Origin of the sequence: Pseudomonas sp. (genome assembly GCF_049300855.1) — a bacterium.
Taxonomy (GTDB): Bacteria; Pseudomonadota; Gammaproteobacteria; order Pseudomonadales; family Pseudomonadaceae; genus Aquipseudomonas.
Genome location: NZ_JBAQKH010000026.1, coordinates 339,220 through 364,125 on the forward strand (window position 1 = coordinate 339,220; position 24,906 = coordinate 364,125).

The 24,906-nt window shown below is 59.3% G+C and carries 22 protein-coding genes; 15 read left to right on the top strand and 7 right to left on the bottom strand.

Annotated elements, in window-relative coordinates:
- Positions 1-124 precede the first annotated feature (124 nt).
- The 4 genes from WA225_RS11130 (at position 125) to WA225_RS11145 (ending at position 5,318) form a co-directional block, all read left to right on the top strand.
- On the top strand, positions 125-1,729 hold the full coding sequence (locus tag WA225_RS11130) for a response regulator (RefSeq protein ID WP_422607952.1): 1,605 nt from the start codon (positions 125-127) through the stop codon (positions 1,727-1,729).
- Positions 1,726-2,418, top strand: a complete 693-nt coding sequence (locus WA225_RS11135) for a sensor histidine kinase (protein WP_422607953.1) — start codon at positions 1,726-1,728, stop codon at positions 2,416-2,418. Before WA225_RS11130 ends, WA225_RS11135 begins: the two co-directional genes overlap by 4 nt.
- A 201-nt stretch (positions 2,419-2,619) precedes the next feature.
- Positions 2,620-3,861: a glutamine synthetase family protein gene (locus WA225_RS11140; RefSeq protein WP_422608214.1), complete on the top strand. Its 1,242-nt coding sequence runs from the start codon at positions 2,620-2,622 to the stop codon at positions 3,859-3,861.
- A gap of 68 nt (positions 3,862-3,929) precedes the next feature.
- Positions 3,930-5,318 (top strand): MFS transporter, encoded by a 1,389-nt coding sequence (locus WA225_RS11145; RefSeq protein ID WP_422607954.1) that lies wholly within the window; start codon positions 3,930-3,932, stop codon positions 5,316-5,318.
- 93 nt (positions 5,319-5,411) lie between these two features.
- On the opposite strand, the gene WA225_RS11150 is transcribed toward WA225_RS11145, so the two are convergent.
- The 4 genes from WA225_RS11150 to flgA form a co-directional block, all read right to left on the bottom strand.
- Positions 5,412-6,158, bottom strand: coding sequence for a flagellar brake protein (locus WA225_RS11150; protein WP_064119923.1), 747 nt, complete (start codon positions 6,156-6,158; stop codon positions 5,412-5,414).
- 88 nt (positions 6,159-6,246) lie between these two features.
- Positions 6,247-6,714, bottom strand: coding sequence for a flagella synthesis protein FlgN (locus WA225_RS11155; protein ID WP_064119922.1), 468 nt, complete (start codon positions 6,712-6,714; stop codon positions 6,247-6,249).
- Positions 6,715-6,762: 48 nt separating this feature from the next.
- Positions 6,763-7,089 carry a flagellar biosynthesis anti-sigma factor FlgM gene (gene flgM, locus WA225_RS11160; RefSeq protein ID WP_077574151.1) on the bottom strand — a complete coding sequence of 109 codons (327 nt, stop codon included), beginning with the start codon at positions 7,087-7,089 and terminating at the stop codon, positions 6,763-6,765.
- Positions 7,090-7,237: 148 nt separating this feature from the next.
- Complete coding sequence (gene flgA, locus WA225_RS11165) at positions 7,238-7,999, bottom strand: flagellar basal body P-ring formation chaperone FlgA (RefSeq protein ID WP_422607955.1); 762 nt, start codon at positions 7,997-7,999, stop codon at positions 7,238-7,240.
- 82 nt (positions 8,000-8,081) lie between these two features.
- Between flgA and WA225_RS11170 the strand changes: the two genes are divergently transcribed.
- From WA225_RS11170 to flgE, 6 genes are all read left to right on the top strand, one after another.
- A complete protein-coding gene (locus WA225_RS11170; protein WP_158954473.1) occupies positions 8,082-9,014 on the top strand; it encodes a chemotaxis protein CheV in 933 nt (310 codons plus the stop codon).
- Between the two features lie 46 nt (positions 9,015-9,060).
- The gene (gene cheR / locus WA225_RS11175) at positions 9,061-9,888 is read left to right on the top strand and encodes a protein-glutamate O-methyltransferase CheR (RefSeq protein WP_016983976.1); all 828 of its coding nucleotides are present in this window, start codon (positions 9,061-9,063) and stop codon (positions 9,886-9,888) included.
- A 361-nt stretch (positions 9,889-10,249) separates the two neighbouring features.
- Entirely contained in the window at positions 10,250-10,657 is a 408-nt protein-coding gene (flgB, locus tag WA225_RS11180; protein WP_007917581.1) for a flagellar basal body rod protein FlgB, read from the top strand.
- Positions 10,658-10,660: 3 nt separating this feature from the next.
- Positions 10,661-11,104, top strand: a complete 444-nt coding sequence (gene flgC / locus WA225_RS11185) for a flagellar basal body rod protein FlgC (RefSeq protein ID WP_003227217.1) — start codon at positions 10,661-10,663, stop codon at positions 11,102-11,104.
- 15 nt (positions 11,105-11,119) lie between these two features.
- On the top strand, positions 11,120-11,848 hold the full coding sequence (gene flgD, locus WA225_RS11190) for a flagellar hook assembly protein FlgD (protein WP_016983977.1): 729 nt from the start codon (positions 11,120-11,122) through the stop codon (positions 11,846-11,848).
- A gap of 30 nt (positions 11,849-11,878) precedes the next feature.
- Positions 11,879-13,216, top strand: coding sequence for a flagellar hook protein FlgE (gene flgE / locus WA225_RS11195; protein WP_422607956.1), 1,338 nt, complete (start codon positions 11,879-11,881; stop codon positions 13,214-13,216).
- A 999-nt stretch (positions 13,217-14,215) separates the two neighbouring features.
- On the opposite strand, the gene WA225_RS11200 is transcribed toward flgE, so the two are convergent.
- On the bottom strand, positions 14,216-17,110 hold the full coding sequence (locus WA225_RS11200) for a ribonucleoside-diphosphate reductase subunit alpha (RefSeq protein ID WP_422607957.1): 2,895 nt from the start codon (positions 17,108-17,110) through the stop codon (positions 14,216-14,218).
- A gap of 774 nt (positions 17,111-17,884) precedes the next feature.
- Here WA225_RS11200 and WA225_RS11205 point away from each other — a divergent pair.
- Positions 17,885-18,607, top strand: coding sequence for a response regulator (locus WA225_RS11205; RefSeq protein ID WP_422607958.1), 723 nt, complete (start codon positions 17,885-17,887; stop codon positions 18,605-18,607).
- On the top strand, positions 18,604-20,214 hold the full coding sequence (locus WA225_RS11210; protein WP_422607959.1) for an ATP-binding protein: 1,611 nt from the start codon (positions 18,604-18,606) through the stop codon (positions 20,212-20,214). Before WA225_RS11205 ends, WA225_RS11210 begins: the two co-directional genes overlap by 4 nt.
- A 116-nt stretch (positions 20,215-20,330) precedes the next feature.
- Here the strand turns inward: WA225_RS11210 and WA225_RS11215 are convergent, their stop codons facing one another.
- Both WA225_RS11215 and WA225_RS11220 read right to left on the bottom strand, forming a co-directional pair.
- Positions 20,331-21,056, bottom strand: coding sequence for a 4'-phosphopantetheinyl transferase family protein (locus WA225_RS11215; RefSeq protein ID WP_422607960.1), 726 nt, complete (start codon positions 21,054-21,056; stop codon positions 20,331-20,333).
- Positions 21,057-21,138: 82 nt separating this feature from the next.
- Entirely contained in the window at positions 21,139-21,930 is a 792-nt protein-coding gene (locus WA225_RS11220) for a dienelactone hydrolase family protein (RefSeq protein WP_422607961.1), read from the bottom strand.
- Between the two features lie 144 nt (positions 21,931-22,074).
- Between WA225_RS11220 and WA225_RS11225 the strand changes: the two genes are divergently transcribed.
- From WA225_RS11225 to WA225_RS11235, 3 genes are all read left to right on the top strand, one after another.
- Positions 22,075-22,680 (top strand): hypothetical protein, encoded by a 606-nt coding sequence (locus WA225_RS11225; protein WP_422607962.1) that lies wholly within the window; start codon positions 22,075-22,077, stop codon positions 22,678-22,680.
- A 149-nt stretch (positions 22,681-22,829) separates the two neighbouring features.
- Positions 22,830-23,507, top strand: coding sequence for a response regulator transcription factor (locus WA225_RS11230; protein WP_008079190.1), 678 nt, complete (start codon positions 22,830-22,832; stop codon positions 23,505-23,507).
- The gene (locus WA225_RS11235) at positions 23,504-24,850 is read left to right on the top strand and encodes an ATP-binding protein (RefSeq protein WP_422607963.1); all 1,347 of its coding nucleotides are present in this window, start codon (positions 23,504-23,506) and stop codon (positions 24,848-24,850) included. Before WA225_RS11230 ends, WA225_RS11235 begins: the two co-directional genes overlap by 4 nt.
- The last annotated feature ends 56 nt before the right edge of the window (positions 24,851-24,906 follow it).

Consider the following 24,906-nt stretch of genomic DNA (forward strand, 5'->3'; position numbering starts at 1 on the left):
CACTGGTGGCCGATAACCCACTCGGTGACTTAAAAGTCGCGTGAATTCGCTTGATAGCATTTGGCCGGCAGCTATCATCTGCGCGCCTGAAATTGCCCTCACTTCAATTGCCTGGAAATCTTCGATGCTGTCGTATCACCAAAAGAGTTTTCTGATCGTCGATGATTTCTCGGATTTCCGCAGTTCCGTGCGTTCAATGCTGCGCGAACTTGGGGTCAAGGACGTCGACACTGCGGATACCGGTGAGCAGGCGCTGAAGATGTGTGCGCAGAAGTCCTACGATTTCATCCTGCAGGATTTCCATCTCGGCGACGGCAAGAAAAACGGCCAGCAGGTGCTCGAAGACCTGATGCTGGAAAAGCTGATCAGCCATGAAGCGGTGTTCGTCATGGTTACTGCCGAGACCAGTCAGGCGATGGTGCTCAGTGCGCTGGAGCACGAGCCCGATGCGTACCTGACCAAACCGTTCAACCGTTCCGGGCTGGCGCAGCGCCTGGAGCGTCTGGAACAACGCAAGACGTTGCTCAAACCGATTCTGCAAGCCCTTGATCGTGGCAAACCGGTCGAGGTGCTCAATGCCTGTATTGCGCTGTGCAAGCAGGACATTCGTTATTCGCCGTTGTGCCTGCGCTACCGCGCCGATGCGTTGCGCGACATGAACCAGAACGAAGCGCTCGAGCGCCTTTACGACAGCATCATCGCTGACCGGCCGTTGCCGTGGGCGTTTGCCGGGCTGGGCAAATTGCTGTTCAAGCGTGGTCAGGTGGCGCAGGCCAAAGGTGTCTATGAGAAAGCGCTGAAAGTGTTCCCGATGATGCCGTCGCTGTACGACGGCATGGCCGACGTGCTGGTTGCCGAGGGCGACACCAAAGGTGCGCAGCGGGTGCTGGAAGAGGCGATTCGCCTGTCGCCGCTGGCAGTGCGTCGCCAGGCCTTGCTCGGCAAACTGGCGATGACCAACGAGGATTTCGACACTGCCTCGCGCGCCTATCGTCAGGCCGTGGCGCAAGGCGCGCAGTCACGCTTCAAGGATCCGGAAAGCAACCTCGGGCTGGCCCATGCGCTGATCAGCAAGGGCAGCGAGCGCGGGCTCGACACGCGCACGCGGCTGGAGATCAACACCACCCTCAGTGCCGTGGCCAAAGAGAACCCGAGCGACCCCGGCCTGCAGATTCGTGCACGCCTGATGAAGGCCACCAGCCTGCTGCTCAACGATGCCGAAACCGCCGACAAGCTCACCGAGCAAGCGCTGATGCGTCTCGACGGCATGGAGCAATTCATGAGCCCGGAAGCGGCGTTGTTGGTCGCCAAGCAGTTGCAGATGCTCGGTCAGGCCGAGGCGGGCACCTCGATGCTCAAGAGCTGCGCGGAGATCTACGGTGATGACCCGGCGGTGATGAAAGACATCGCCAAGCTCACCGATGACCCGACTATCCTCAGTTCCAGCAATGCGGCCGCTGACCTCAACCGCCAGGGCGTGCGCGTGTACAAGACCGGCAATCTGGTGGAGGCCCGCGAGGTCTTCCGCAAGGCGCTGAAGATGCAACCGAAGAACATCAGTATCGCGCTGAACATGGCCCAGTCGCTGCTGCACGGCACCGACACCAGTGTGCCGTCGGCGGAGCTGGAAGAATGTCGGGCCTGCCTGAAAATGGTTGGCCTGATGCCCGACACCGACGCGCGTTTTGCGCGTTATCAGAAGCTGAAAAGCAAGGCGTTTGGCGAATGAACCACGACGAGCAATCTCTGGATTTTTCCACGGTGATCGCCTCCACCGTCCACGACATGAAGAACTCGCTGGCGATGCTCATGCAGGCCCACAGCCAATGGCTGGCGCGCTTGCCCGAGGCCCAACGGCAAGGCGCGGAGCAGGGCGTGATCGACTTCGAGTTCGCCCACCTCAACGGCATGCTGGTGCAACTGCTTGGCCTGTATAAGCTGGGCGTCAACCAGATGCCGCTGCAACCGGCCTATCACGAACTCGACGATTTCATCGAGGCGCAACTGGCGGCGCATCAAGAGGTGTTTGCCAGTCGCGGGATCATCGCCACCTATGAAGTCGATCCGCTGAGCCCGCTGGGTTTCTTCGACCGTGAACTGATCGCTTCGGTGCTTGGTAACTGCATCAACAATGCGATTCGTTATGCGCGCGAATCGTTGCTGATCACCGTCAGCGACGAAGCCGGGCAGTTGGTGCTGAGCATCAATGATGACGGCGACGGTTATCCGCCCGAGATGCTCGAGCGTCAGGCCGATTACGTGCAGGGCATCAATCACAGCAGCGGCAGTACCGGGCTTGGCCTGTACTTCGCCAACCGGATCGCGGCGTTGCATCAGCGCAATGGCGTCGAAGGTCGCACCGAAATCAGCAACGGCGGACCGCTCGGCGGCGGGGTGTTCAGCCTTTATCTGCCGTGACGCGGGTTTTTGTTTTGACGCTGCTTGATATTCCGAACAGCCGGAGCCTATTTTGTACGAGTCGCCGTTCGCGGCTCGCACAATAACAAGGATAGCGTCATGACTACCGATGGTCAGCGTTCACTCGCGCAGCGATTGACGGGCATTGATGAGATTGAATGTGTCACGCCGGATTTGAACGGCGTACCACGGGGCAAGGTGATGACCGCCGAGGGTTTCCTCGAGGGGCGGCGTTTGCAGCTGGCGCGTGGCGTGCTGCTGCAATGCATCATGGGTGGTTATCCAGCGGCACGGTTTTACGGCAGCGATGACGGCGATCTCGCGCTGATTGCCGAACCGACCCAGATCCACCGTTTGCCATGGAGTGACGACCCGCGTGCCCTGGCCATTTGCGATGCCGATGAACTGACCGGCGAAAGCTCCAACCTCTCGACCCGTGGCCAACTCAAAGCGGTCATCGCCCGTTATGCCGCGCGCGGTCTGGCGCCGGTGGTGGCCACCGAACTGGAATTTTTCGTTTTCGCGCCGAACACCGATCCGACTCAGCCGTTCCGTCCACCGGTTGGCCTCGACGGTCGTCGCGAAGACGGCTTGTCGGCGTTCAGCGTCAGTTCCAACAACGGTCTGCGGCCGTTCTTCAGCGAAGTCTACAAATGCATGGCGGCGCTCGGCCTGCCGCGCGATACCTTCATGCATGAAATGGGTGTCAGCCAGTTCGAGATCAATCTGCTGCACGGCGATCCGCTGTTGCTCGCCGACCAGACGTTCCTGTTCAAACACCTGCTCAAGGAAGTCGCGCTCAAGCACGGCTTGACCGTGGTGTGCATGGCCAAACCGCTGGCGCACACGCCGGGCAGTTCGATGCACATTCATCAGAGCATCGTCGACATCGACAGCGGCAAGAACGTCTTCAGTGACGCGCACGGTGAGCCGACGGCGATGTTCCGCCACTTCATCGGTGGACAGCAGGCGGGCATGGCCGACTTCACCGCGTTGTTTGCGCCGAACGTGAATTCCTATCAGCGCCTGTGCCATCCGTATGCATCGCCGAATAACGCCTGCTGGTCCCACGACAATCGGGCGGCGGGGCTGCGGATTCCGGCGAGTTCGCCGGTCGCTCGTCGGGTCGAGAACCGTTTGCCGGGCGCCGACGCCAATCCGTATCTGGCGATCGCTGCCAGTCTGGCCGCCGGTTTGCATGGGATCGAGCACGAGTTGGAACCGACAGAGGCGATTCAGGGCGAGTTCGAGGTGCCGGACAATCTTTCGCTGCCGTGTACCTTGCACGCCGCCCTTGAACGTCTGAAACGTAGCCAATTGGCGAGGGAACTGTTCGGACAGGAGTTCATCGAAGGCTACATCGCTTCGAAGACCATGGAGTTGACCAGTTTCTTTGACGAAATCACTCCCTGGGAACGGCGTGTTCTAGCAGCCCAGGCCTGACGAACTGTCGCCATCGGGCTATCGTTTGATAGCCCGGTACTTACTGCAAGGAGCCGCTCGGAACGCCGATGCGCCAAATCTGGAAATCCTTTCGAGCGCTGTATTTTGCCTCGCTGATGATGTTGATCGGCTCGGGCCTTCTTTCTACTTATCTGGCGTTGCGCCTGGCCGCTGACCATGTCGATGGGCTGTGGGTCGGTGCGTTGATGGCGGCCAACTATTTCGGCCTGGTGCTGGGCGGCAAGATCGGCCACCGGTTGATTGCCCGGGTCGGGCATATCCGTGCGTATTCGGCGTGTGCCGGGATCGTCGGGGCTGCGGTGCTCGGCCATGGTCTGGTCGACTGGTTGCCGGCCTGGCTGGTGCTGCGGACCATCGTCGGTCTGGGCATGATGTGCCAATACATGGTGATCGAGAGCTGGCTCAACGAGCAGGCGGACGCCAACCAGCGTGGGCTGGTGTTCAGCGGTTACATGATCGCCTCGTATCTGGGACTGGTGTTGGGCCAACTGATTCTGGTCATGCATCCGGGCCTGGGTCTGGAACTGCTGATGCTGGTCGCGCTGTGCTTTGCGCTGTGTCTGGTGCCGGTGACCCTGACCCGGCGGATTCACCCGGCGCCGTTGCATCCGGCGCCGATGGAGCCGCGCTTTTTTATCAAGCGTGTGCCGCAGTCGTTGAGTACGGTGCTCGGGGCGGGGCTGATCATCGGTTCGTTCTACGGTCTGGCGCCGCTGTATGCCTCGCAGCAGGGGTTGTCGACCGAGCAGGTCGGTCTGTTCATGGGTAGCTGCATTTTCGCCGGTTTGCTGGTGCAGTGGCCGTTGGGCTGGTTGTCCGATCGCTATGACCGGGCGCTGTTGATTCGTTGCTTTGCCGGGTTCCTTGCGGTGGCGGCGTTGCCGCTGGCGATCCTTCCGCACGTGCCGCTGGAAGTGTTGTTCGGGGTTGGCTTCCTCTGTTCGCTGGTGCAGTTCTGTCTGTATCCATTGGCGGTGGCGTTCTCCAACGACCACGTTGAAGGTGATCGCCGGGTGTCGCTGACGGCGATGCTGCTGGTCACTTACGGTGTCGGCGCGAGCATCGGGCCGTTGCTCGCAGGCGTACTGATGAAGCTGTTCGGCAGCCAGAGCCTGTATGCGTTTTTCAGCTTCTTCGCGTTGGTGCTGGTGTGGCGGATCCGGCCGAAAGCCGTGACCAATCTGCACCAGGTCGACGATGCACCGCTGCATCACGTGGCCATGCCGGACAGTATGTCCAGTTCGCCGCTGGTGGCAGCATTGGACCCGCGCGTGGATGAGCAGGTGGTGCAGGAGCAGATGCAGAATCCCGTGGCGCCTGAGCCAGAACCGCAACCTGATCCAGAGCCTGACATTCAGCCTGATCCGGCGGTGGTGCCTGACCCGGATGACGGCAGCGATAAACCGACGCCGGACATCAGCGGTGCGCGGCCCTGACGCCATAGGGATTTAGTGAACCTGGCATTTTCAGCAGGCATGAAAAAAGGGCAGTCCCATTCGGGGCTGCCCTTTTTTGTGTTGGCGTGCGAATCAGAGATCGTCTTTATCGAAACGCCGTGCTTCGCGCTGCAACTGATAAACAAAGCGTTCAACGTTGCGGGCTGCCTGGCCACTGATGTTGTGGAAGCGCAGGCCGGCAAAGGTGATGTTGAGTTTTTCTTCGAAATGCAGATAACGCAGTTCGACGGAGGTCGGCTGGTTGCCAAACAGCGGTGGGGCGATCAAGCGGTCGTAGACCTGACCCAGTTGCAGGCGATCAGTGATGTCGCCTTCGAAGCGCAGCTTGCAACCGGTCGCGGAAATATCCAGCAGCTTGCCGTTGATCGGTGCCTTGAGCTTTTCCCCGCCCAGTTCGACGCTGACCAGATCAGTCAGCTTCAAAGCTGCGCGAAACGCATTGCGACGCTGGTGATAAACCACTTCGGTCGGCAAGTCACCGGTGTAGAACCGATCACCTTCGGACTCTTCGATGTTCAGTGTGCCGGTGCATTCCCAGGCAATGCGCACACCTTCGTGAAAACCTTCGACCCTGAACGGTTCGCCGGCCAGCAGGAAGCGTTCGCCATCGCGCGGGATCATTTCGTCCAGAGCGATCGAAGCGCTGTCGCGGTCGACTTTGATCAGGTAGCTCTGGAAGCGCTGGCTGCGCTCATGAAAGGTGATGATCAGCGGATCGTGGCTTTCTTGCAGCTGGCGCAGGTTGCTGGAGATTTCCAGTGGCGTGGTAAGCACCTTAGGGGGCTGCGGAGCATCATCCGCGCTGAGGGCGTTGGACACGGTTTATCAATCTCCAGACAAAATATGACGACTTGCCAGCATTTTGCCAGCATGTTCCGCGGGTTGATAGTGCTGACGCATCAACGGCTCATGCCTGGCTGAGCGGACGCGGTACGGCCGGTTTGGCGAAAGTACCACTGGCGTTATACAGCGCCGGTGCTTCACCGCCGGTGAGGATCTTCAACTGATTGGCCGTGGAGGCCTGCTGGATCTGGATCGACTGGCCATTCTTGAGATTGGCCGTCTGGCATTGAGCGATCAGATCAGTCAATGCATCGCCTTGCGTCAGCAACTGGTCGCCAATGCTCGATTGGCTGGCCAGTTGCGCAAGGCCGCTGCGATCGGTCGGCAAGTTGAGGCTGGCGAGGATTTCGCTGCGTTTGCGGCCATGCTGTTCAAGCAGAATGATCAATGCCTGTTTGTGCGCCAGAATTTCTTCCAGCAGCGGCATGTCGCGACCGTGCAAGGCGAGGGACTCGGTTTGCAATAACTCCAGCAATTGTTGCGCTGGAGCAAAGTCGTCGTTGATCAGTTGCAATAAATTAGTGTCGTGCATGGCTGGCCTTGGGGTTTAAGCGTCCAAAAGCCTCGCGCAGGCAAAGGCCTAGCGCTGGGCTTCGAAGTTGAGCAGTTTGCTGGCTACACGGTTGCTGTCGACTTTATAGCTGCCATCGGCAATCGCCGCTTTCAACTCGGCCACACGGGCTTTGTCGACAGCAGGTTGATCGCGCAGCTTGTCAGTGACCTTCTGCAACTGTTGAGCCTCATTGCTGAGGTGTACCGATTCCCCGCTTTTTGCGGTACTGGCCGGTTCGGCCTGGGTATTCAGCGGCGCGGAGGTGCCGGTTTCGGCGGTTTCCTTGGCGTTGCTGGTACGTGTACTGCCCGTAAGTGACGAGGAGCTGTTCAAACGGCTGAAATCGATGACCATGATAAAAACCTCTGGGAATTTGGACGCTTGCCATGTTTTCGGCCATCCCCTGGAAAACTTTAGGCACATTTACAATGAGCCTTGCATGCGCCGGCGCGTGTCCTGCTGCGGCACAGTTTAGGGAACAGCCGGGGCCAGCGCCAGTTTTCTACATCGCCACTTCCACTTGGCCCGGCGCGGTGACTTGCGCCTTGATGACCCGTTGCGAGTTGAGGTTTTTTACCCGGATCTGTTCTTTCAAACCGCCATTGGACAGGGCTTCACCGGGCATGCGCACGGCGAGTGTACCGCTGCGTGCGGTGATCACCACTTGATCGCCCTTGCGAATGACTTCTGCCTGTTCCAGATGGACCAGGGTAATCACCTGATCAGCTACCGTTGGTCGGGTTAATTTTTGCCCGATCGCATCGTCTACCGACGTCAGAAATCCCTGATTGATCTGACTGATGTCGCGTTCACGCAAGGTCACGTCCTGCGGCGCGATAATCCCGGCGCGTTTGAGCGGTCGGGTGGTGGTCACAATTTCGCGAAACAGGCGGACTTGAGCGGGCACGAACACGGTCCAGGGCGAGGCGCCTTCACAGCGAACCTTGACCGTTACCCGGCCCAGCGGACGTGCCGGACTCTCCAAACTGGCTGTCAATTCCTTGTCGCACATAGGCATGCGCATACGGGGGTCGAGCTGGTTGACTTCGATTTCGTAGCGGCCTTCCGTTTGACTGGTGGCCAGATAGTCTTCTACGGTGAACTCAAGAAAGCCCTGAGTGACGCCGATAAGCATGTCAGGCAAGGTAACCGCATCAGCAATGGCAGGGCTGCCAGCGAAAGAGCAGCAAATGGCGCACGCAACGCAAAGCCCTCTGCGGAGGGGCGATGTCAGGCGTCGGAAAAATGTCGTTTGAGCGTTCATACGAGTTAAAAAGCAAGCGCCGTGCCGTTTAGCAATGAATGTGCGTCGCAACAACACTTGGCGTTGGTGTAGGAGTCTGGGCATGGCTGGTGTAATGGATTCGGTGAACCAGCGCACGCAACTGGTAGGGCAGAATCGCCTGGAGCTGTTGTTGTTCCGTCTTGACGGTCAGCAGCTCTACGGAATCAACGTGTTCAAGGTACGGGAAGTGTTGCAGTGCCCGTCACTGACGTTGATGCCCAAGTCCAGTCCTGTCGTGTGCGGGGTGGCAAATATCCGGGGGGCGACCATTCCGATCCTTGATCTGGCAATGGCGACCGGTTCCGGAGCGTTGAAAGACAAGAAAAACCCGTTCGTGATCATCACGGAGTACAACACCAAGACCCAGGGTTTCCTGGTCCGCTCGGTGGAGCGCATCGTCAACATGAACTGGGAAGAGATTCATCCACCGCCCAAGGGCACGGGTCGCGATCATTATCTGACCGCTGTGACTCGGGTGGACAATCAGTTAGTCGAAATCATCGACGTCGAGAAAGTGCTGGCGGAAGTTGCGCCGACACCGGAAGCGATTTCGGTCGGCGTGGTCGATGTCGAGACCCAGACCAAAGCGTTGTCGCTGCGAGTGCTGACGGTCGATGACTCGTCGGTGGCGCGCAAGCAGGTCACGCGTTGCCTGCAGACGGTCGGTGTCGAAGTGGTGGCGCTGAACGACGGCAAGCAGGCGCTGGATTACCTGCGCAAGCTGGTCGATGAGGGCAAGAAGCCGGAAGAAGAGTTTCTGATGATGATCTCCGACATCGAGATGCCGGAGATGGACGGATACACTTTGACGGCCGAGATTCGCGCTGACCCGCGCATGCAAAAGCTTCATATCATCCTGCATACTTCGTTGTCCGGGGTATTCAATCAGGCGATGGTCAAGAAAGTCGGTGCCGATGACTTTTTGGCCAAATTCCGTCCTGATGACCTGGCATCCCGGGTAGTCGACCGGATCAAAGCAGCAGATATCAGCTAGGAGCGCTTTGCTCCTGGCGGTCAACACGATTTAAGAGGCGGCATCATTGTCTACGGGTAATTTGGATTTCGAACAGTTCCGGGTCTTCCTGGAAAAAGCCTGTGGCATTTTGCTCGGTGAAAACAAGCAGTACCTGGTCTCGAGCCGTCTCAACAAACTGATGGAGCAGCAAGGCATCAAATCCCTGGGTGAGTTGGTTCAGCGCATCCAGACCCAGCCGCGCAGCGGTTTGCGCGAGCAAGTGGTCGATGCCATGACGACCAACGAAACCCTGTGGTTTCGTGACACCTATCCGTTTGAAGTCTTGAAGAACAAGGTCCTGCCTGAAGCGATCAAGGCCAGCCCCAACCAGCGTCTGCGGATCTGGTCGGCGGCGTGCTCGTCGGGGCAGGAGCCGTATTCGCTGTCGATGTCGATCGACGAGTTCGAGCGCACCAACCTAGGTCAGTTGAAAATGGGTGTGCAGATCGTTGCCACGGATCTGTCCGGCCTGATGCTGACCAACTGCAAGACCGGCGAGTACGACAGTCTGGCGATCGGTCGCGGTTTGTCGCCGGAACGTCTGCAGCGTTACTTCGACCCGAAAGGGCCGGGGCGCTGGGTGATCAAGGCGCCGATCAAGAACCGGGTGGAATTTCGCTCGTTCAACCTGCTCGACAGCTATGCCGCGCTGGGCAAGTTCGACATCGTGTTCTGCCGCAACGTGTTGATCTACTTCTCTGCCGAAGTGAAGAAAGACATCCTGTTGCGCATTCACAGCACCTTGAAGCCGGGCGGTTATCTGTTCCTTGGCGCGTCCGAAGCGCTGAACGGTTTGCCGGACCATTACCAGATGGTCCAGTGCAGCCCGGGGATCATTTACCAGGCGAAGTGATTGCAGCGGCAATACAAAAAACGGCGGGCCCGCAAAGGCCTGCCGTTTTTTTATGCCCGAAGAAATTCTCCTTAACACCAAAAATCCCTGTGGGAGCGAGCTTGCTCGCGAAGAGGCCTGCATTTGCATCGGCTGACACACCGCCTTCGCGAGCAAGCTCGCTCCCACAGTTGTCCGGCGGTGATATTGATGGCACGGCAAGCGGCAGAAAAGCGGCATGCGGCGGAAACCGGTTGCCGCTTTTCTGGCATTGCCGCTTTGCCAATTCCCGGCAAAGCCCCGGTTTACGGGCGTTTTTCGGTTTGGCACGGCGCTTGCTAAAGCTCAGTTACGAAAAACCGGTCACCTGAAGGTTCCCGACATGAGCATCAGCTTCGATAAAGCGCTCGGCATTCACGAAAAGGCATTGGGCTTCCGCGCCCAGCGTGCCGAAGTGCTGGCCAACAACATCGCCAACGCCGACACCCCGAACTACAAGGCTCGGGATCTGGATTTCTCCAAAGTGCTTGAAGCACAGACCCAGAAAAATGCGAACGGCACCATCGCCCTGAACATGACCAACAGCCGTCACATCGAAGCTGAAGGCCTGGGCAATGGCGACGAATCGCTGATGTATCGCACGCCGATGCAACCGTCGATCGACCAGAACACCGTGGACGCCCAACTGGAACAGTCGAACTACGCGGAAAACGCGGTCGGCTTCCAGGCCAGCTTCACCCTGCTCAACAGCAAATTCAAAGGGCTGGTGTCAGCCCTGCGCGGAGAGTAATCCATGTCCCTGTCCAGCGTTTTCAACATTGCCGGCAGCGGCATGAGCGCACAGACCACACGCCTGAACACCGTGGCGTCGAACATCGCCAACGCCGAAACCGTCTCGTCGAGCATCGACCAGACCTATCGCGCCCGTCACCCGGTGTTCGCCACCATGTTCCAGGGCGGCCAGAACAGCGGCAGCAACTCGCTGTTCCAGAGCCAGGATGCCGCCGGTCAAGGCGTGCAGGTACTCGGCGTGGTCGAAGACCAGAGCAATCTCGAAGCGCGCTACGAGCCGAACCATCCGGCGGCCGACGCCAAAGGCTACGTCTACTACCCGAACGTCAACGTGGTGGAAGAAATGGCTGACATGATTTCCGCGAGCCGGTCCTTCCAGACCAACGCCGAAATGATGAACACCGCCAAAACCATGATGCAGAAGGTACTGACCCTCGGTCAGTAATAAGGGGCGACTGCCATGAGTGTTTCCGATACCACCAGCTCCCTGAGCATGAACGACATCCTGGCCAACTCGTCGAAGAAGGCCAGCAGTTCGACGACCGGCGGCATCGCCTCGGCGACCAACAGTGCCACCGGCGGCCAGGCCTTGGGCAAGGACGCGTTTCTGCAATTGCTGGTCACCCAGCTGAAAAACCAGAACCCGCTCGATCCGCAGGACAACAGCGCCTTCGTTGCCCAGTTGGCGCAGTTCAGTAGCCTGGAAGGCATCACTACGCTGAACTCCACCGTGAGTGGCCTTGCTGGCAACTACAACTCTTCGCAAGCGCTGCAAGCTTCGTCGCTGGTCGGTCGGAACGTGATCGTGCAGACCAACTCGGTTCAGCTCGACGATCCGAGCAAAGGCATGACCGGTTCGGTCACCGTGCCGTCGTCGATTGCAGGCGGCACCGTCAGCATCACCGACAGCAGCGGCACGGTGGTTCGCACCATCGATCTGGGCAGTCGCGCCGCAGGCAGCGCGAGCTTCACCTGGGACGGCAAGGACAAGGACGGCAACGTGGTCAAGACCGGTACTTATACCGTCAAGGCCAACGCATCGATCAATGGCACCTCGACCGACATGGCGACCTACCTGCCGGCTACCGTCACCAGCGTGACGATCAGCCAGACCGGCGGCGAGCTGATGCTCAACCTGTCCGGCAAGGGCACCGTTGCCCTGTCCAAAGTACAAACCATTGGTATATAGAGCCGACTAACCGGCACAAAGGAGTGGAATATGTCTTTCAATATCGGCCTTAGCGGTCTCTATGCAGCCAACAAACAACTGGACGTGACTGGCAACAACATCGCCAACGTCGCGACCGCCGGTTTCAAATCGTCCCGTGCAGAATTCGAAGACGTCTACTCGGCCACTCGCCTGGGTAGCGGCAGCAAAGTGATCGGCAACGGCGTGCGCCTGGCCAACGTTTCCCAGCAGTTCACCCAGGGTGACATCAACAACACCGGTAACGTGCTGGACATGGGCATCAACGGTTCGGGCTTCTTCACCATGAGCAACAACGGCTCGGTGTCCTACACCCGTGCCGGTACGTTCAAGGTCGACAACGCCGGTTACATCACCAACACCGACTACACCTCGCGCCTGCAGGGTTACGGTGTGGACGCCAACGGCAAGATCATCAACGGTGTGTTGACTGACCTGAAGATTGATACCTCGAACCTGGCGCCGAAATCGAGTTCCCTGGTGACGTCGAGCATCAACTTGAACTCGACCGCGCCGGTGATCGACGACACAGTGGCGGCCGGCAAGTTTGATCCGAGCAAGCTTGAGACCTACACCAAGAACTTCAGCACTCCGATCTATGACACGCAGGGCAACTCGCATGTTATGGATCAGTACGTGGTGAAAACTGGCGAGAATACCTGGAAGGTTTACACCCTGGTCGATGGCCGTAACCCGGATGCAGCCGGTAGCGATCCAACCAAGGTCGATCCGGTTGCTTCGACGCTTACGTTTGACAGTTCCGGCAATCTGCTGCAAGTCAGCACGCCTAGCACGTTACCAGCTCCGGCGCCGAACCCGATCATCAGTAGCGACTTGAAACTGACCGGTTGGGTACCGGGCAAAGTGGTCAACGGCACCTTTACACCTAATGGTGCTGCGGCAAACCCGGCCGGCATTACCATTTCGATGGCCAAGACCACTCAGTACAACGCTGACACCGCGCGTTCGATTCCGACTCAGGACGGTTACGCCACTGGCCAGATCACCAACCTGACCATCGACGGCACCGGTACTTTGTTTGCCAACTTCAGCAACAACCAGAGCAAGGCCATCGGCCAGGTTGCGCTCGCCAGCTTCACCAACGAACAAGGCCTGCAGGCTATCGGTGGCACCAGCTGGAAAGAGACGTTTGCTTCGGGTATCCCGGGCTACGATGCACCGGAAACCGGTACCTTGGGTTCGATCGCTTCCAACTCGCTGGAAGAGTCGAACGTTAACCTGACCAACGAGCTGGTGGACCTGATCAAAGGCCAGAGCAACTATCAGGCGAACGCCAAGACCATTTCCACTCAGAGCACGATTATGCAGACCATTATTCAGATGACTTGATTCTGGGTTTGGCTGTGCAAAGGGGCCCCTCGTTTTGAGGGGCTTTTTTGTGGGTGGGTTTTGGGTTTTGGGGGCATATCCGTTGCTGCGGGTGTTGCTGATCAGGGTTCCGCCCTTACGGCGGGTCACCTTTTCCAAACGCCGAAAAGGTGACCCAAAAGGCTTTACCCTGACGTTCGGCCCTCGCTTAGGCTCGGGTTCCTTCGCTGCGGGATTGATCCGGGCGCATCGCCTCCGGTTTGCTTCGCTGCACCTCCTCTCGATGCATTTGGCTGCGCCAAACGGTCGCTGCGCTCCCACCCCCGGATCATTCCCTCCACTCAGCCTGCCGACGGGCCTTCTAGATCAAGAGCGGTACTCGAGCTAACGCTCATTGTGCTGAGTGGTGAGGGTCAAGAGCGGTACTTGAGCTAACGCTCATTGTATTGAGTGGTAAGAAGCGTGCGGTCGGCTTTGGTTTTGTGTTGGGTTTGCCCCTCACCCCAGCCCTCTCCCCGAGGAGAGGGAGCCGATTTGTGAGCTTTTCAGAATTTGAGTTCGACTCGGTATTTCATGTCGGCGTAGCTCTCTCAAACACCTCGGTCAGTCCCCTCTCCCTCCGGGAGAGGGTTAGGGTGAGGGGCTCTTGATTTGGCTTTTGATCTGGCTTTTGATCTTCAGCCCCACCGTAGCGAAGGAACACTGAGCCTCTGCGAAGTGCCGTACGCCGGGGCCAAGCCTTATGGGTTGCCTTTTCGGCGTTTGGAAAAGGTGACTCGCTGTAAAAGCGAAACCGCCAGAAATATCACCCGCAGCAACGGATATGCCCCCCCCAATCCCACCCCCCCCCCAAAAAAAAACATCGAGAGCTGCTAACGAGCTATCGCTCACCCCGTTGAGTGGTGGAAGAGCGTGCGGTCGGCTTTTGTTTTTTTCCACGCAAAAGAAAACCCCCGGCAAACCTGAGGTCTGTCGGGGGTTTTTGATTCAAGCGTCTTGTGGCGCCTGACTCAGCTCAGCTTATTGGCAAGCTTCGCAATCCGGCTCGTCAATTGCGCAAGCCTTTGGCACTGGCGCTGGACCGGCAGGAGCAGCCAGAACCGAATCGTCGCCGTGGTTGCCGCCGCTGGAAACAGCGTTCAGCTTGCCGGTGTTGATGGTCGACTTCTCGGTGCTGGTCGCGGCCAGGGCACGGAGGTAGTAAGTGGTTTTCAGACCACGGTACCAGGCCATGCGGTAGGTCACGTCGAGTTTCTTGCCCGATGCGCCGGCGATGTACAGGTTCAGCGACTGGGCCTGGTCGATCCACTTCTGACGACGGCTGGCGGCGTCAACGATCCACTTGGTGTCCACTTCGAACGCGGTTGCGTAAAGCTCTTTGAGTTCTTGCGGGATGCGCTCGATCTGCTGAACCGAACCGTCGTAGTACTTCAGGTCGTTGATCATGACCGAGTCCCACAGACCGCGAGCCTTGAGGTCGCGAACCAGGTACGGGTTGATCACGGTGAATTCGCCCGACAGGTTCGATTTCACATACAGGTTCTGGTAGGTCGGTTCGATCGACTGCGAGACGCCAGTGATGTTGGCGATGGTCGCGGTCGGTGCGATGGCCATGATGTTGGAGTTACGAATGCCTTTCTGTACACGGGCGCGAACCGGTGCCCAGTCCAGGGTTTCGTTCAGGTCGACATCGATGTACTTCTGGCCACGTTGCTCGATCAGGATCTGTTGCGAATCCAGCGGCAGGATGCCTTTGGACCACAGCGAACCCTGGAACGTCTCGTACGCACCGCGCTCGTCTGCCAGGTCGCAGGACGCCTGGATCGCGTAGTAGCTGACCGCTTCCATCGACTTGTCGGCGAACTCGACGGCAGCGTCGGAACCGTAAGGGATGTGCTGCAGGTACAAAGCGTCCTGGAAGCCCATGATGCCCAGACCGACCGGACGGTGCTTGAAGTTGGAGTTCTTCGCTTGTGGCACCGAGTAGTAGTTGATGTCGATCACGTTATCGAGCATGCGTACTGCGGTGTTCACGGTACGTTCCAGCTTGGCGGTGTCCAGCTTGCCGTTGACGATGTGGTTCGGCAGGTTGATCGAGCCCAGGTTGCAAACGGCGATTTCGTCCTTGTTGGTGTTCAAGGTGATCTCGGTGCACAGGTTCGAGCTGTGAACCACGCCGACGTGCTGCTGCGGGCTACGCAGGTTGCACGGGTCTTTGAAGGTCAGCCATGGGTGGCCGGTTTCAAACAGCATGGACAGCATTTTGCGCCACAGGTCTTTGGCCTGGATGGTCTTGAACAGTTTGACCTTGCCTGGGTATTCGGTCAGGGCTTCGTAGTACTCGTAGCGCTCTTCGAAGGCTTTACCGGTCAGGTCGTGCAGGTCCGGCACTTCGGATGGCGAGAACAGGGTCCACTTGCCGTCATCGAAGACACGCTTCATGAACAGGTCAGGGATCCAGTTGGCGGTGTTCATGTCGTGGGTACGACGACGATCATCACCGGTGTTCTTGCGCAGTTCGATGAACTCTTCGATGTCCATGTGCCAGGTTTCCAGGTAGGCACACACAGCGCCTTTGCGCTTGCCACCCTGGTTAACGGCAACGGCGGTGTCGTTCACCACTTTCAGGAACGGAACCACGCCTTGCGACTTGCCGTTGGTGCCCTTGATGTACGAACCCAGTGCACGCACCGGCGTCCAGTCGTTGCCCAGGCCGCCAGCGAATTTCGACAACATGGCGTTGTCGTGGATCGCGTGGTAGATGCCCGACAGGTCATCCGGCACGGTGGTCAGGTAGCAGCTCGACAGTTGTGGACGCAGAGTACCGGCGTTGAACAGCGTCGGAGTCGACGACATGTAGTCGAAGGACGACAGCAGGTTGTAGAACTCGATCGCACGGTCTTCTTTCTGCTTCTCTTCGATCGCCAGGCCCATGGCCACACGCATGAAGAAGATCTGCGGCAGTTCGAAGCGGATACCGTCCTTGTGGATGAAGTAACGGTCGTACAGGGTTTGCAGGCCCAGGTAGGTGAATTGCTGATCGCGCTCGTGGTTGATCGCCTTGCCCAGTTTTTCCAGGTCGAAGGAGGCCAGCACAGGGTTCAGCAGTTCGAACTCGATACCTTTGGCGATGTAAGCCGGCAGTGCTTTGGCGTACAGGTCGACCATTTCGTGGTGAGTAGCGCTTTCGGCCACACCGAGGAAGCCCAGGCCTTCGGCACGCAGGGTGTCCATCAGCAGGCGGGCGGTCACGAACGAGTAGTTCGGCTCGCGCTCAACCAGGGTACGGGCGGTCATCACCAGTGCGGTGTTGACGTCGGTCAGGGCCACGCCGTCGTACAGGTTTTTCAGGGTTTCGCGCTGGATCAGGTCGCCGTCGACTTCTTCCAGACCTTCGCACGCTTCGGTGACGATGGTGTTCAGGCGGCCCATGTCCAGAGGCGCCAGGCTGCCGTCAGCGCGGGTGATGCGGATCGACGGGTGAGCGTTGACCGCTTCTTCGGTCGGGGCGTGGGCAGCGCGTTCTTTCGAACGACCGTCACGGTAGATCACGTAGTCGCGCGCCACTTTTTGCTCGCCGGCACGCATCAGGGCCAGTTCAACCTGGTCCTGGATTTCTTCGATGTGGATGGTGCCGCCCGAAGGCATGCGACGCTTGAAGGTCGCGGTGACTTGTTCGGTCAGGCGGGCAACAGTGTCGTGGATTCGCGACGAGGCGGCAGCGGTGCCGCCCTCAACTGCGAGGAACGCTTTGGTGATAGCGACGGTGATCTTGTCATCGGTGTAAGGAACGACAGTGCCATTACGCTTGATCACGCGCAGTTGACCAGGCGCGGTGGCTGCCAGATCCGAATTCGAATCAGCGGCCTGCGGCAAGGTGCCCTGCGGGTTCTCGCGAGTTGTGTCGGTTTGCATGGGTGTCTCCACGTTCTCTATGTTTGTTTGGGCACCATCACGGTGCCCACCGTTCCGTCCTGAAGCACTACAACCGGCACGCGCCGGGCATAACGACTTCGGGACAGTTCAGGAAGAGGGCCTTGTGAGCGCCGCTTCCATGCCGAAGTCTTCGGTCCACGCGATACGCGTGAATCCGCATTCCATTCCGGGAGCAGTTTCGTCACTGCAACACCCGTACCGTAAACGCCGTGATCGGCTGAAAATCGGTAGCCATCCGCAGGCGCGGTTTGGGCTTCTGAAAATACGTTTGGTTCAACCCGACAATGGCAATAAAAAGCCTTGAAATTACTGCCGGGTTTGTGTTTGGTTTTTTAGCGTAAAACCCTACATGTAGGGTTTTTTTTCGCTCGGGCTACAAGATAATGCGTTTCAGGGGGGGATTGCAACGTACTACCTGTGGATAAGCCTGTGCGTAAATTGTGTAAGAAATCCCGAATCCACGTGTAGGCCGCGAACCTGCTGAGCTAGACCGTCTGTCACTGTTTTTGCATCGGGAAAAACGCTTCAGCGGATTTTTAAGGGCGCGAACCCTATCACAAAAAACCGCCTTGTCCGAACGCATTTACCGACTTGTGTTCTGCCGGTACGCCGTTTATACAATCGGGCCATGCACAGGCATCTTTATCCTCCCGGAACATGACAAAAAGACGGGAGGATTCAAAGCGACAGGGGTTTGAGTGCCTGGACAATTGCCTTTCTTCTATTAATAAAAACAGCAAGCAGAGGTCACCGGTGGAGCAACAAGCCTTTGAGGTATTGATCGTCGAGGATGACCAGCGATTGGCCGAACTCACGCGCGACTACCTGCTCGCCAATGGACTGCGCGTCGACATCGAAGGCAACGGCGCGCTGGCGGCGGCGCGGATCATCAGCGAGCAGCCGGATCTGGTGATCCTCGACCTGATGTTGCCGGGCGAAGATGGTCTGAGCATTTGTCGCAAGGTCCGCGATCGTTATGACGGGCCGATTCTGATGCTCACCGCGCGTACCGACGACGCCGACCAGATTCAGGGGCTGGACCTGGGCGCCGACGATTACGTCTGCAAACCGGTGCGTCCGCGCCTGTTGTTGGCGCGGATCCAGGCGCTGCTGCGACGCAGTGACACACCAGAGCCGGCCGTGGAAAAATCCCGTCGCCTGCAATTCGGCCCGCTGCTGGTCGACAACGCCTTGCGCGAAGCCTGGCTGAGCGGCAACGGTATCGAACTGACCAGCGCCGAGTTCGACCTGCTCTGGTTATTGGTGTCCAACGCCGGGCGCATTTTGTCCCGCGAAGAAATCTTCACCGCCCTGCGCGGCATCGGCTATGACGGCCAGGACCGCTCGATCGATGTGCGTATCTCGCGCATCCGCCCGAAAATCGGTGACGATCCCGACCATCCGCGCCTGATCAAGACCATTCGCAGCAAGGGCTACCTGTTCGTCCCGGAAGCCTGCGTAGACCTGCCGCTGTGAACTCGATCTTCCTGCGCATCTATGGCGGCATGTGCGCAGCGCTGATTCTGGTGGCGGTGCTCGGCGTGCTGGCATTGAACCTGCTCAATCAGGTGCGCAGCGAGCAGTACCGCGAACGCCTCGCCCACGGCACTTTTTCGCTGATGGCCGGCAACCTGCAACCGATGAACGAAACCGAACGCCACCGGGCGCTGCTGGTGTGGGAGCGTCTGCTGGGTATTCCGCTGGCGCTGAAGACATTTGCCGAAACTGATCTCGACCTCGCGCAACGCACCCGCGTGCAGCGCGGCCAAGCCCTGGTCGAACAGACCGGGCCGCATGCGGCCAAGGTGTATCGACTGGTCAGCGACAAGGAACAGCTTGTGCTGGTGGGGGAGGTGCAGCAGATCAGCGAGCAACTGGCCCGCGCGACTATTTACCTGTTGGCCGATGAGTTGGTGCGGGTGCCGGTCGGCGAGCAGCCCAAGCGCCTCGCGCAGATAAAGCAAGAGAAGGGCTTCGGATTCGATTTGCGGCTGGTCACGGCCGACGACGCCGACATGGACGAAGACCAGAGCCGGCGCGTGTCCGAAGGCGACACGGTGATGGCGTTGGGCAAGGGCGGTGATTCGATCCGTGTGTTCGCCGGCATGGTTGGTACGCCGTGGGTGCTGGAAATCGGCCCGCTGTATCAGATGAACCCGTATCCGCCGGAGTGGCTGGTGTTGATCGCCGCCCTCGGGCTGAGCTTGATCGGCCTGATCGTATATTTGCTGGTGCGTCAGCTCGAGCGGCGCTTGCGTGGTCTTGAAGCGGCCGCCACACGCATCGCCAAGGGCAGCCTGGAAACCCGTGTGCCGGCACGCGGTGCCGACTCGGTCGGGCGTCTGGCGGCGGCGTTCAACGGCATGGCCGAGCACTTGCAGCAGTTGCTGGCGATTCAGCGCGAGCTGGTGCGGGCGGTGTCCCATGAGTTGCGCACGCCGGTGGCGCGGTTGCGTTTCGGTCTGGAAATGATCGGCTCGGCGACCACCCCGCAGGCGCTGGAGAAGTATCGCGAAGGCATGGACCACGACATTGAGGACCTCGATAAACTGGTCGATGAAATGCTCACTTACGCACGGCTGGAACAGGGCTCGCCGGCGTTGACGTTCCAGCGCATCGATCTGGACGCGCTGGTCAATCAAGTCATCGAGGAACTCGCGCCGCTGCGCGCCGGGGTTACCGTGCAGCGCGGCTTGTGTTTGTCGGCGGCCGATAATGACGCCGCGTGGGTCGAGGCCGAGCCGCGCTATTTGCATCGGGCGATGCAGAACCTCGTGAGCAACGCCATGCGCCATGCGCGTTCGAAGGTGACAGTGAGTTATCAGGTCGGGCAGTTGCGTTGCCGCGTCGATGTCGAGGATGACGGGCCGGGCGTGCCGGAAGTGGCGTGGGAGCGGATTTTCACGCCGTTTCTGCGTCTGGACGACAGCCGCACGCGAGCGTCGGGCGGGCATGGTCTGGGCTTGTCGATTGTGCGGCGGATCATCCATTGGCATGACGGCCGGGCGATCATTGGCAAGAGCAAGAGTCTGGGTGGGGCTTGTTTCAGCCTGAGTTGGCCGAGGAATCAGGAGCGTCGGTAATTCTTGTGGTGGCCGCGATGCCGCCTTCGCGAGCAAGCTCGCTCCCACATTTGAAATGCGATTTCCTGTGGGAGCGAGCTTGCTCGCGAAGAGACCCTTGCAGGCGCTGAAAATCCTCAGGCCTTGATGCTCACCAGACTCAACAACTGCCCATCCTGCACCCCGAACTGCGCATCAAGTTCAGTGCCGTTGCGCCATTCGGCCGACAAGTCCGTCAACAAGCGCAAGCGCACCTGACCCGCCTCGGTCCACTCCAGCACTTCAGCGTGCTCGAAATAAAAGCGCTGCTGCACGATCGGATACAGCGCCTTGAACAGGCTTTCCTTCACCGAAAACGTCAGCGTCACCCACAACGCCAGATGATCCCGCGACGCGGCCGTCATGCGCTGCATTTCTGCCGGCGTGAGAATTTCCCCGGCCAGGCGTTCGGCGCGTTCGGGGTTGAGCAGGTTTTCCAGGTCCATGCCCAAACCGCGCCAGTGTTGCTTGTTGGCGACTATCGCCGCTGCTCGGCCCGTACTGTGGGTGATCGAGCCGCAAATGTGCGCCGGCCACACCGGTGCGCGGTCCTCGCCAATCGCCGGCACCATGCCGCTGCCTTCCAGTTGCTGCAACGCCGCCCGGGCGCAAATCCGCCCGGCGAGAAATTCTGCCTGACGCTTGGCCACCGAACGTTGAATGCTCGGCGGTGCCGTGACGGCGCTGCGCTGGAAATCATCGCCGAGCAGTTGGGCCGGGTCGAAATGGGTGCTGAGCAGCACGGTGTCGGGCAGCACCGTCGGCAACGGCCAGTGAGCATCGAGCGGGGTGCAGCAGGCGGGAAGGGCGGGGGTGAGATTCATGGCGGGCATTTTGCCGGTTAGTCGTGGCAAGGTCGAGATGATCGATCCCACGCGGAGCGTGGGAACGATCAGGTGCTGGCGGTCAGCTAAAGATTTTCTGCAAGAACGCTTTCATGTCCGCCCAGGATTTTTCATCCGCTGCCTTGTTGTACCCGATGTCCGGGCCACCGTGCTCGCCATGGCTCAGGCGATCGGCATCCGGATTGGTGAAACCATGCTTGGCGCCATCAAGGCTGACAAATTTATAGTCAGCCCCGGCCTTGTCCATTTCAGACTTGAACGCGGTGACGTTGTCCGGGGTGACCATGCTGTCCAGCGCGCCATGCTCGACCAGAATCTTCGCCTTCACGCTGCCGGGCGTCGCCGGGGTTTTGGTTGCCAGCGCACCGTGGAAACTCACCACGCCTGCCAGCGGTTCACCCTGCCGCGCCGCGTTGAGCACCACACCGCCACCAAAGCAGTAGCCGATGGCGGCCAGTTTGTTCGTGTCAGTTTGTGGTTGCTGCTTGAGCACATTCAGGCCGGCCTCGAACCGTTTGCTCGACGCAGCGGCGTCCTGGGTCGCGGCCTGCATGAAGGCCATCGCATCTTTCGGGTGCTCGGTGTTCTTGCCTTCGCCATACATATCAATCGCCAGCGCGCTGTAGCCGAGCCCGGCGAGATCGCGCGCGCGGCGCTTGGCGTACTCGTTCAGGCCCCACCACTCATGCACCACGACGATGCCCGGGCGTTTGCCTTTAATCGCGTCGTCATAGGCGTAGTAACCGATCAACTGGGTGCCATCGGCGCTTTTATAGGGGATTTCCTCTGTCTTGATCGCAGCCTGAGTGAGGCTGCTGACAGCCAGCAAAGTAAGGGCGAGGAACAGGCGCATGGTCGGGTCTCCTTATCGAAAGTGGTCAAAACAGCCTAGTCGATTTGATTCAGGTCAGGTTCAGAGACGGTTCAGGGCCGGTACAGGGGAGGGTCAGTAACCTTGCGCCATACCCAAACAGCAACTGTGAAAGAGGAAATACCCATGACTCGTTTTAACAAACTGCTGCTGGCATTTACCCTGTTAGGCTCCAGCGTCGCGGCCAACGCCGACGACACCAGCAACTTTGCCGGCCTGACATTCGGCCAGACCAGCGACAAGATCGACAAGTCCCACGCACTGAACAACAACCTCGACCACCCGAACGCCACCGGCGCCATCGACGGCAACAACACCTATGGCGTACGCCTCGGTCAGCAAAACAGCCAGGGTCGCTACTACGCCACCTATGACAACGTGTCCGGTTCGCACAATGGCATTAAACTGCGTCAGGAAAACCTGCTGGGCAGCTACGATCTGTTCTACCCGGTGGGCGGCAGCACCAAATTGTTCGGCGGTGCCACAGCCGGTTTGACCAAGCTGACCCAGGATTCGCCAGGCTACAGCCGCGACAGTGACATCGGTTATGCCGTCGGCGGCCAGGTCGGTGTGTTGCAGCAAGTTTCGCAAAACACCTCGGTCGAACTCGGTTACCGTTACCTGATGAGCAACGCCAGCACCGAAATGAAAGAGAGCGGTGGCAGCAAGCAAGGCTCGCTGGATCTGAACAGCAGCGCACAGACTTACCTGTCGGCTAACTACAATTTCTAAGGAGCGAGTCGCCCTGAAATCCTGTGGGAGCGAGCTTGCTCGCGAAAGCGATGTTTCATTCAACATCATCGTTGACTGAATAATCGCCTTCGCGAGCAAGCTCGCTCCCACAGGGGGTTGTGGAGATTTCAAGTGATTAGGAGAAGGTCATGAAACTGTTGGTCGTCGAAGATGAAGCGCTGTTGCGCCATCACCTGCAAACCCGCCTCACGGAGAGCGGTCACGTGGTCGAGTCCGTGGCCAATGCCGAAGAGGCGCTGTACCAGACCGGGCAGTTCAACTTTGACCTGGCGGTGATCGATCTCGGCCTGCCTGGCATGGGCGGGCTCGACCTGATCCGCCAGTTGCGCTCGGGCGGCAAGACCTTCCCGATTCTGATCCTCACCGCGCGCGGCAACTGGCAGGACAAGGTCGAAGGCCTCGCCGCCGGCGCCGACGATTACGTGGTCAAGCCGTTCCAGTTCGAAGAACTCGACGCGCGCCTGAATGCCTTGCTGCGCCGCTCCAGCGGTTTCACCCAGTCGACCATCGTCGCCGGTCCGCTGCTGCTCGACCTCAATCGCAAACAGGCGACCCTCGACGAACAACCGCTGGCGCTGACCGCCTACGAATATCGCATCCTCGAATACCTCATGCGCCATCACCAACAAGTGGTGCCCAAGGATCGCTTGATGGAGCAGCTCTACCCGGACGACGACGAGCGCGATCCGAACGTGATTGAAGTGCTGGTCGGCCGCCTGCGCCGCAAACTCGAAGGCCCGGCCGGGTTCAAGCCGATCGACACCGTGCGCGGCCTCGGCTACCTGTTCAATGAGCGCTGCACTTGATTCGTTCGCTTCGTGTTCGCCTGATGCTCGCCGCCACCACGTTGGCGGTGTTGTTCATGCTTGCCTTGCTGCCGGCGATGCAAGGCGCGTTCAGTCTCGCCTTGCAGGACTCGATCGAGCAGCGCCTGGCCTCTGACGTGACCACACTGATCTCGGCCGCGCGCATTGAAAACGGTCGGCTGGTGATGCCGACGCAACTGCCGGATGAGCGCTTCAATCTCACCGACTTCCGTTTGCTCGGCTACATCTACGACCGCGAAGGGCACTTGGTGTGGCGTTCGAAAGCCACCCAGGAAGAGCAGATCAACTACAAACCGCGTTACGACGGCCTCGGCAACGAGTTCGCGCGGATCCGCGAAGCCAACGGTCAGGAGTTCTTCGTTTACGACGTCGAGGTCAAACTGCTCGGCGGCAAAAGCGCAGCGTTCAGCATCGTCGCCTTGCAACCGGTGCGCGAGTACGAAACCACCCTTGAAGGCCTGCGCGAGAATCTCTATCTGGGCTTCGGCGCGGCATTGCTCGTGCTGTTGGCGTTGTTGTGGATCGGTCTGACCTGGGGCCTCAAAGCCCTGCGCCAACTCAGTCAGGAACTCGACCAGATCGAAGGCGGCACCCGCGAAAGCCTCACCGAACAACACCCGCGTGAATTGCTGCGCCTGACCGGCTCGCTCAACCGTTTGCTGCACAGCGAACGGCAACAGCGCAGCCGTTATCGCGATTCCCTCGATGACTTGGCGCACAGCCTGAAAACGCCGTTGGCGGTGTTACAAGGCGTCAGCGAAGACATGGCTCAACGTCCCGAAGAACGCGATCAGGCCTGGGTGCTGCAAAGCCAGATCGAACGTATGAGCCAGCAGATCAGCTACCAGCTACAACGCGCGAGCCTGCGCAAAAGCGGTCTGGTGCGCCATCAGGTGCGCCTGCAACCGGTACTGAAAAGCCTCTGCGACACCCTCGACAAGGTCTACCGCGACAAGCGTGTGCGCGTGGCGTTTGATCTGCCCGAGCATTGCTATGTGCCGATCGAACAGGGCGCGTTACTGGAGATGATGGGCAACCTGCTGGAAAACGCCTATCGCTTGTGCCTGGGCGAAGTGCGCATCAGCGTACGCGAGACCCTGGCCGGGGTGGAATTGTGTGTGGAAGACGACGGCCCGGGCGTGCCGCCGGATCAGCGTGCGCGGATTCTGGAGCGCGGTGAAAGGCTGGATGCCCAGCATCCGGGTCAGGGGATCGGGTTGGCGGTGGTCAAGGACATTATTGAAAGCTACAGCGCCAAACTGGCCTTGGGTGATTCACCGATGGGCGGGGCGGCGTTCAGGATTCATTTTCCTGCGGTGTGATCGGGAATGCCCTCACCCCAGCCCTCTCCCAGAGGGAGAGGGGGCCGACCGAGGTG

Coding starts and splice junctions, on each gene's coding strand:
- WA225_RS11220 (WP_422607961.1), bottom strand. CDS start 21,930: ATGCGCCTGTTCCTCGCCCTTACTTTGCTGGCTGTCAGCAGCCTCACT.
- flgC (WP_003227217.1), top strand. CDS start 10,661: ATGTCCCTGTCCAGCGTTTTCAACATTGCCGGCAGCGGCATGAGCGCA.
- WA225_RS11140 (WP_422608214.1), top strand. CDS start 2,620: ATGACCGCCGAGGGTTTCCTCGAGGGGCGGCGTTTGCAGCTGGCGCGT.
- WA225_RS11155 (WP_064119922.1), bottom strand. CDS start 6,714: ATGCACGACACTAATTTATTGCAACTGATCAACGACGACTTTGCTCCA.
- WA225_RS11200 (WP_422607957.1), bottom strand. CDS start 17,110: ATGCAAACCGACACAACTCGCGAGAACCCGCAGGGCACCTTGCCGCAG.
- flgD (WP_016983977.1), top strand. CDS start 11,120: ATGAGTGTTTCCGATACCACCAGCTCCCTGAGCATGAACGACATCCTG.
- flgE (WP_422607956.1), top strand. CDS start 11,879: ATGTCTTTCAATATCGGCCTTAGCGGTCTCTATGCAGCCAACAAACAA.
- flgM (WP_077574151.1), bottom strand. CDS start 7,089: ATGGTCATCGATTTCAGCCGTTTGAACAGCTCCTCGTCACTTACGGGC.
- WA225_RS11215 (WP_422607960.1), bottom strand. CDS start 21,056: ATGAATCTCACCCCCGCCCTTCCCGCCTGCTGCACCCCGCTCGATGCT.
- flgB (WP_007917581.1), top strand. CDS start 10,250: ATGAGCATCAGCTTCGATAAAGCGCTCGGCATTCACGAAAAGGCATTG.
- WA225_RS11130 (WP_422607952.1), top strand. CDS start 125: ATGCTGTCGTATCACCAAAAGAGTTTTCTGATCGTCGATGATTTCTCG.
- WA225_RS11135 (WP_422607953.1), top strand. CDS start 1,726: ATGAACCACGACGAGCAATCTCTGGATTTTTCCACGGTGATCGCCTCC.
- flgA (WP_422607955.1), bottom strand. CDS start 7,999: ATGAACGCTCAAACGACATTTTTCCGACGCCTGACATCGCCCCTCCGC.
- WA225_RS11230 (WP_008079190.1), top strand. CDS start 22,830: ATGAAACTGTTGGTCGTCGAAGATGAAGCGCTGTTGCGCCATCACCTG.
- WA225_RS11145 (WP_422607954.1), top strand. CDS start 3,930: ATGCGCCAAATCTGGAAATCCTTTCGAGCGCTGTATTTTGCCTCGCTG.
- WA225_RS11225 (WP_422607962.1), top strand. CDS start 22,075: ATGACTCGTTTTAACAAACTGCTGCTGGCATTTACCCTGTTAGGCTCC.
- WA225_RS11170 (WP_158954473.1), top strand. CDS start 8,082: ATGGCTGGTGTAATGGATTCGGTGAACCAGCGCACGCAACTGGTAGGG.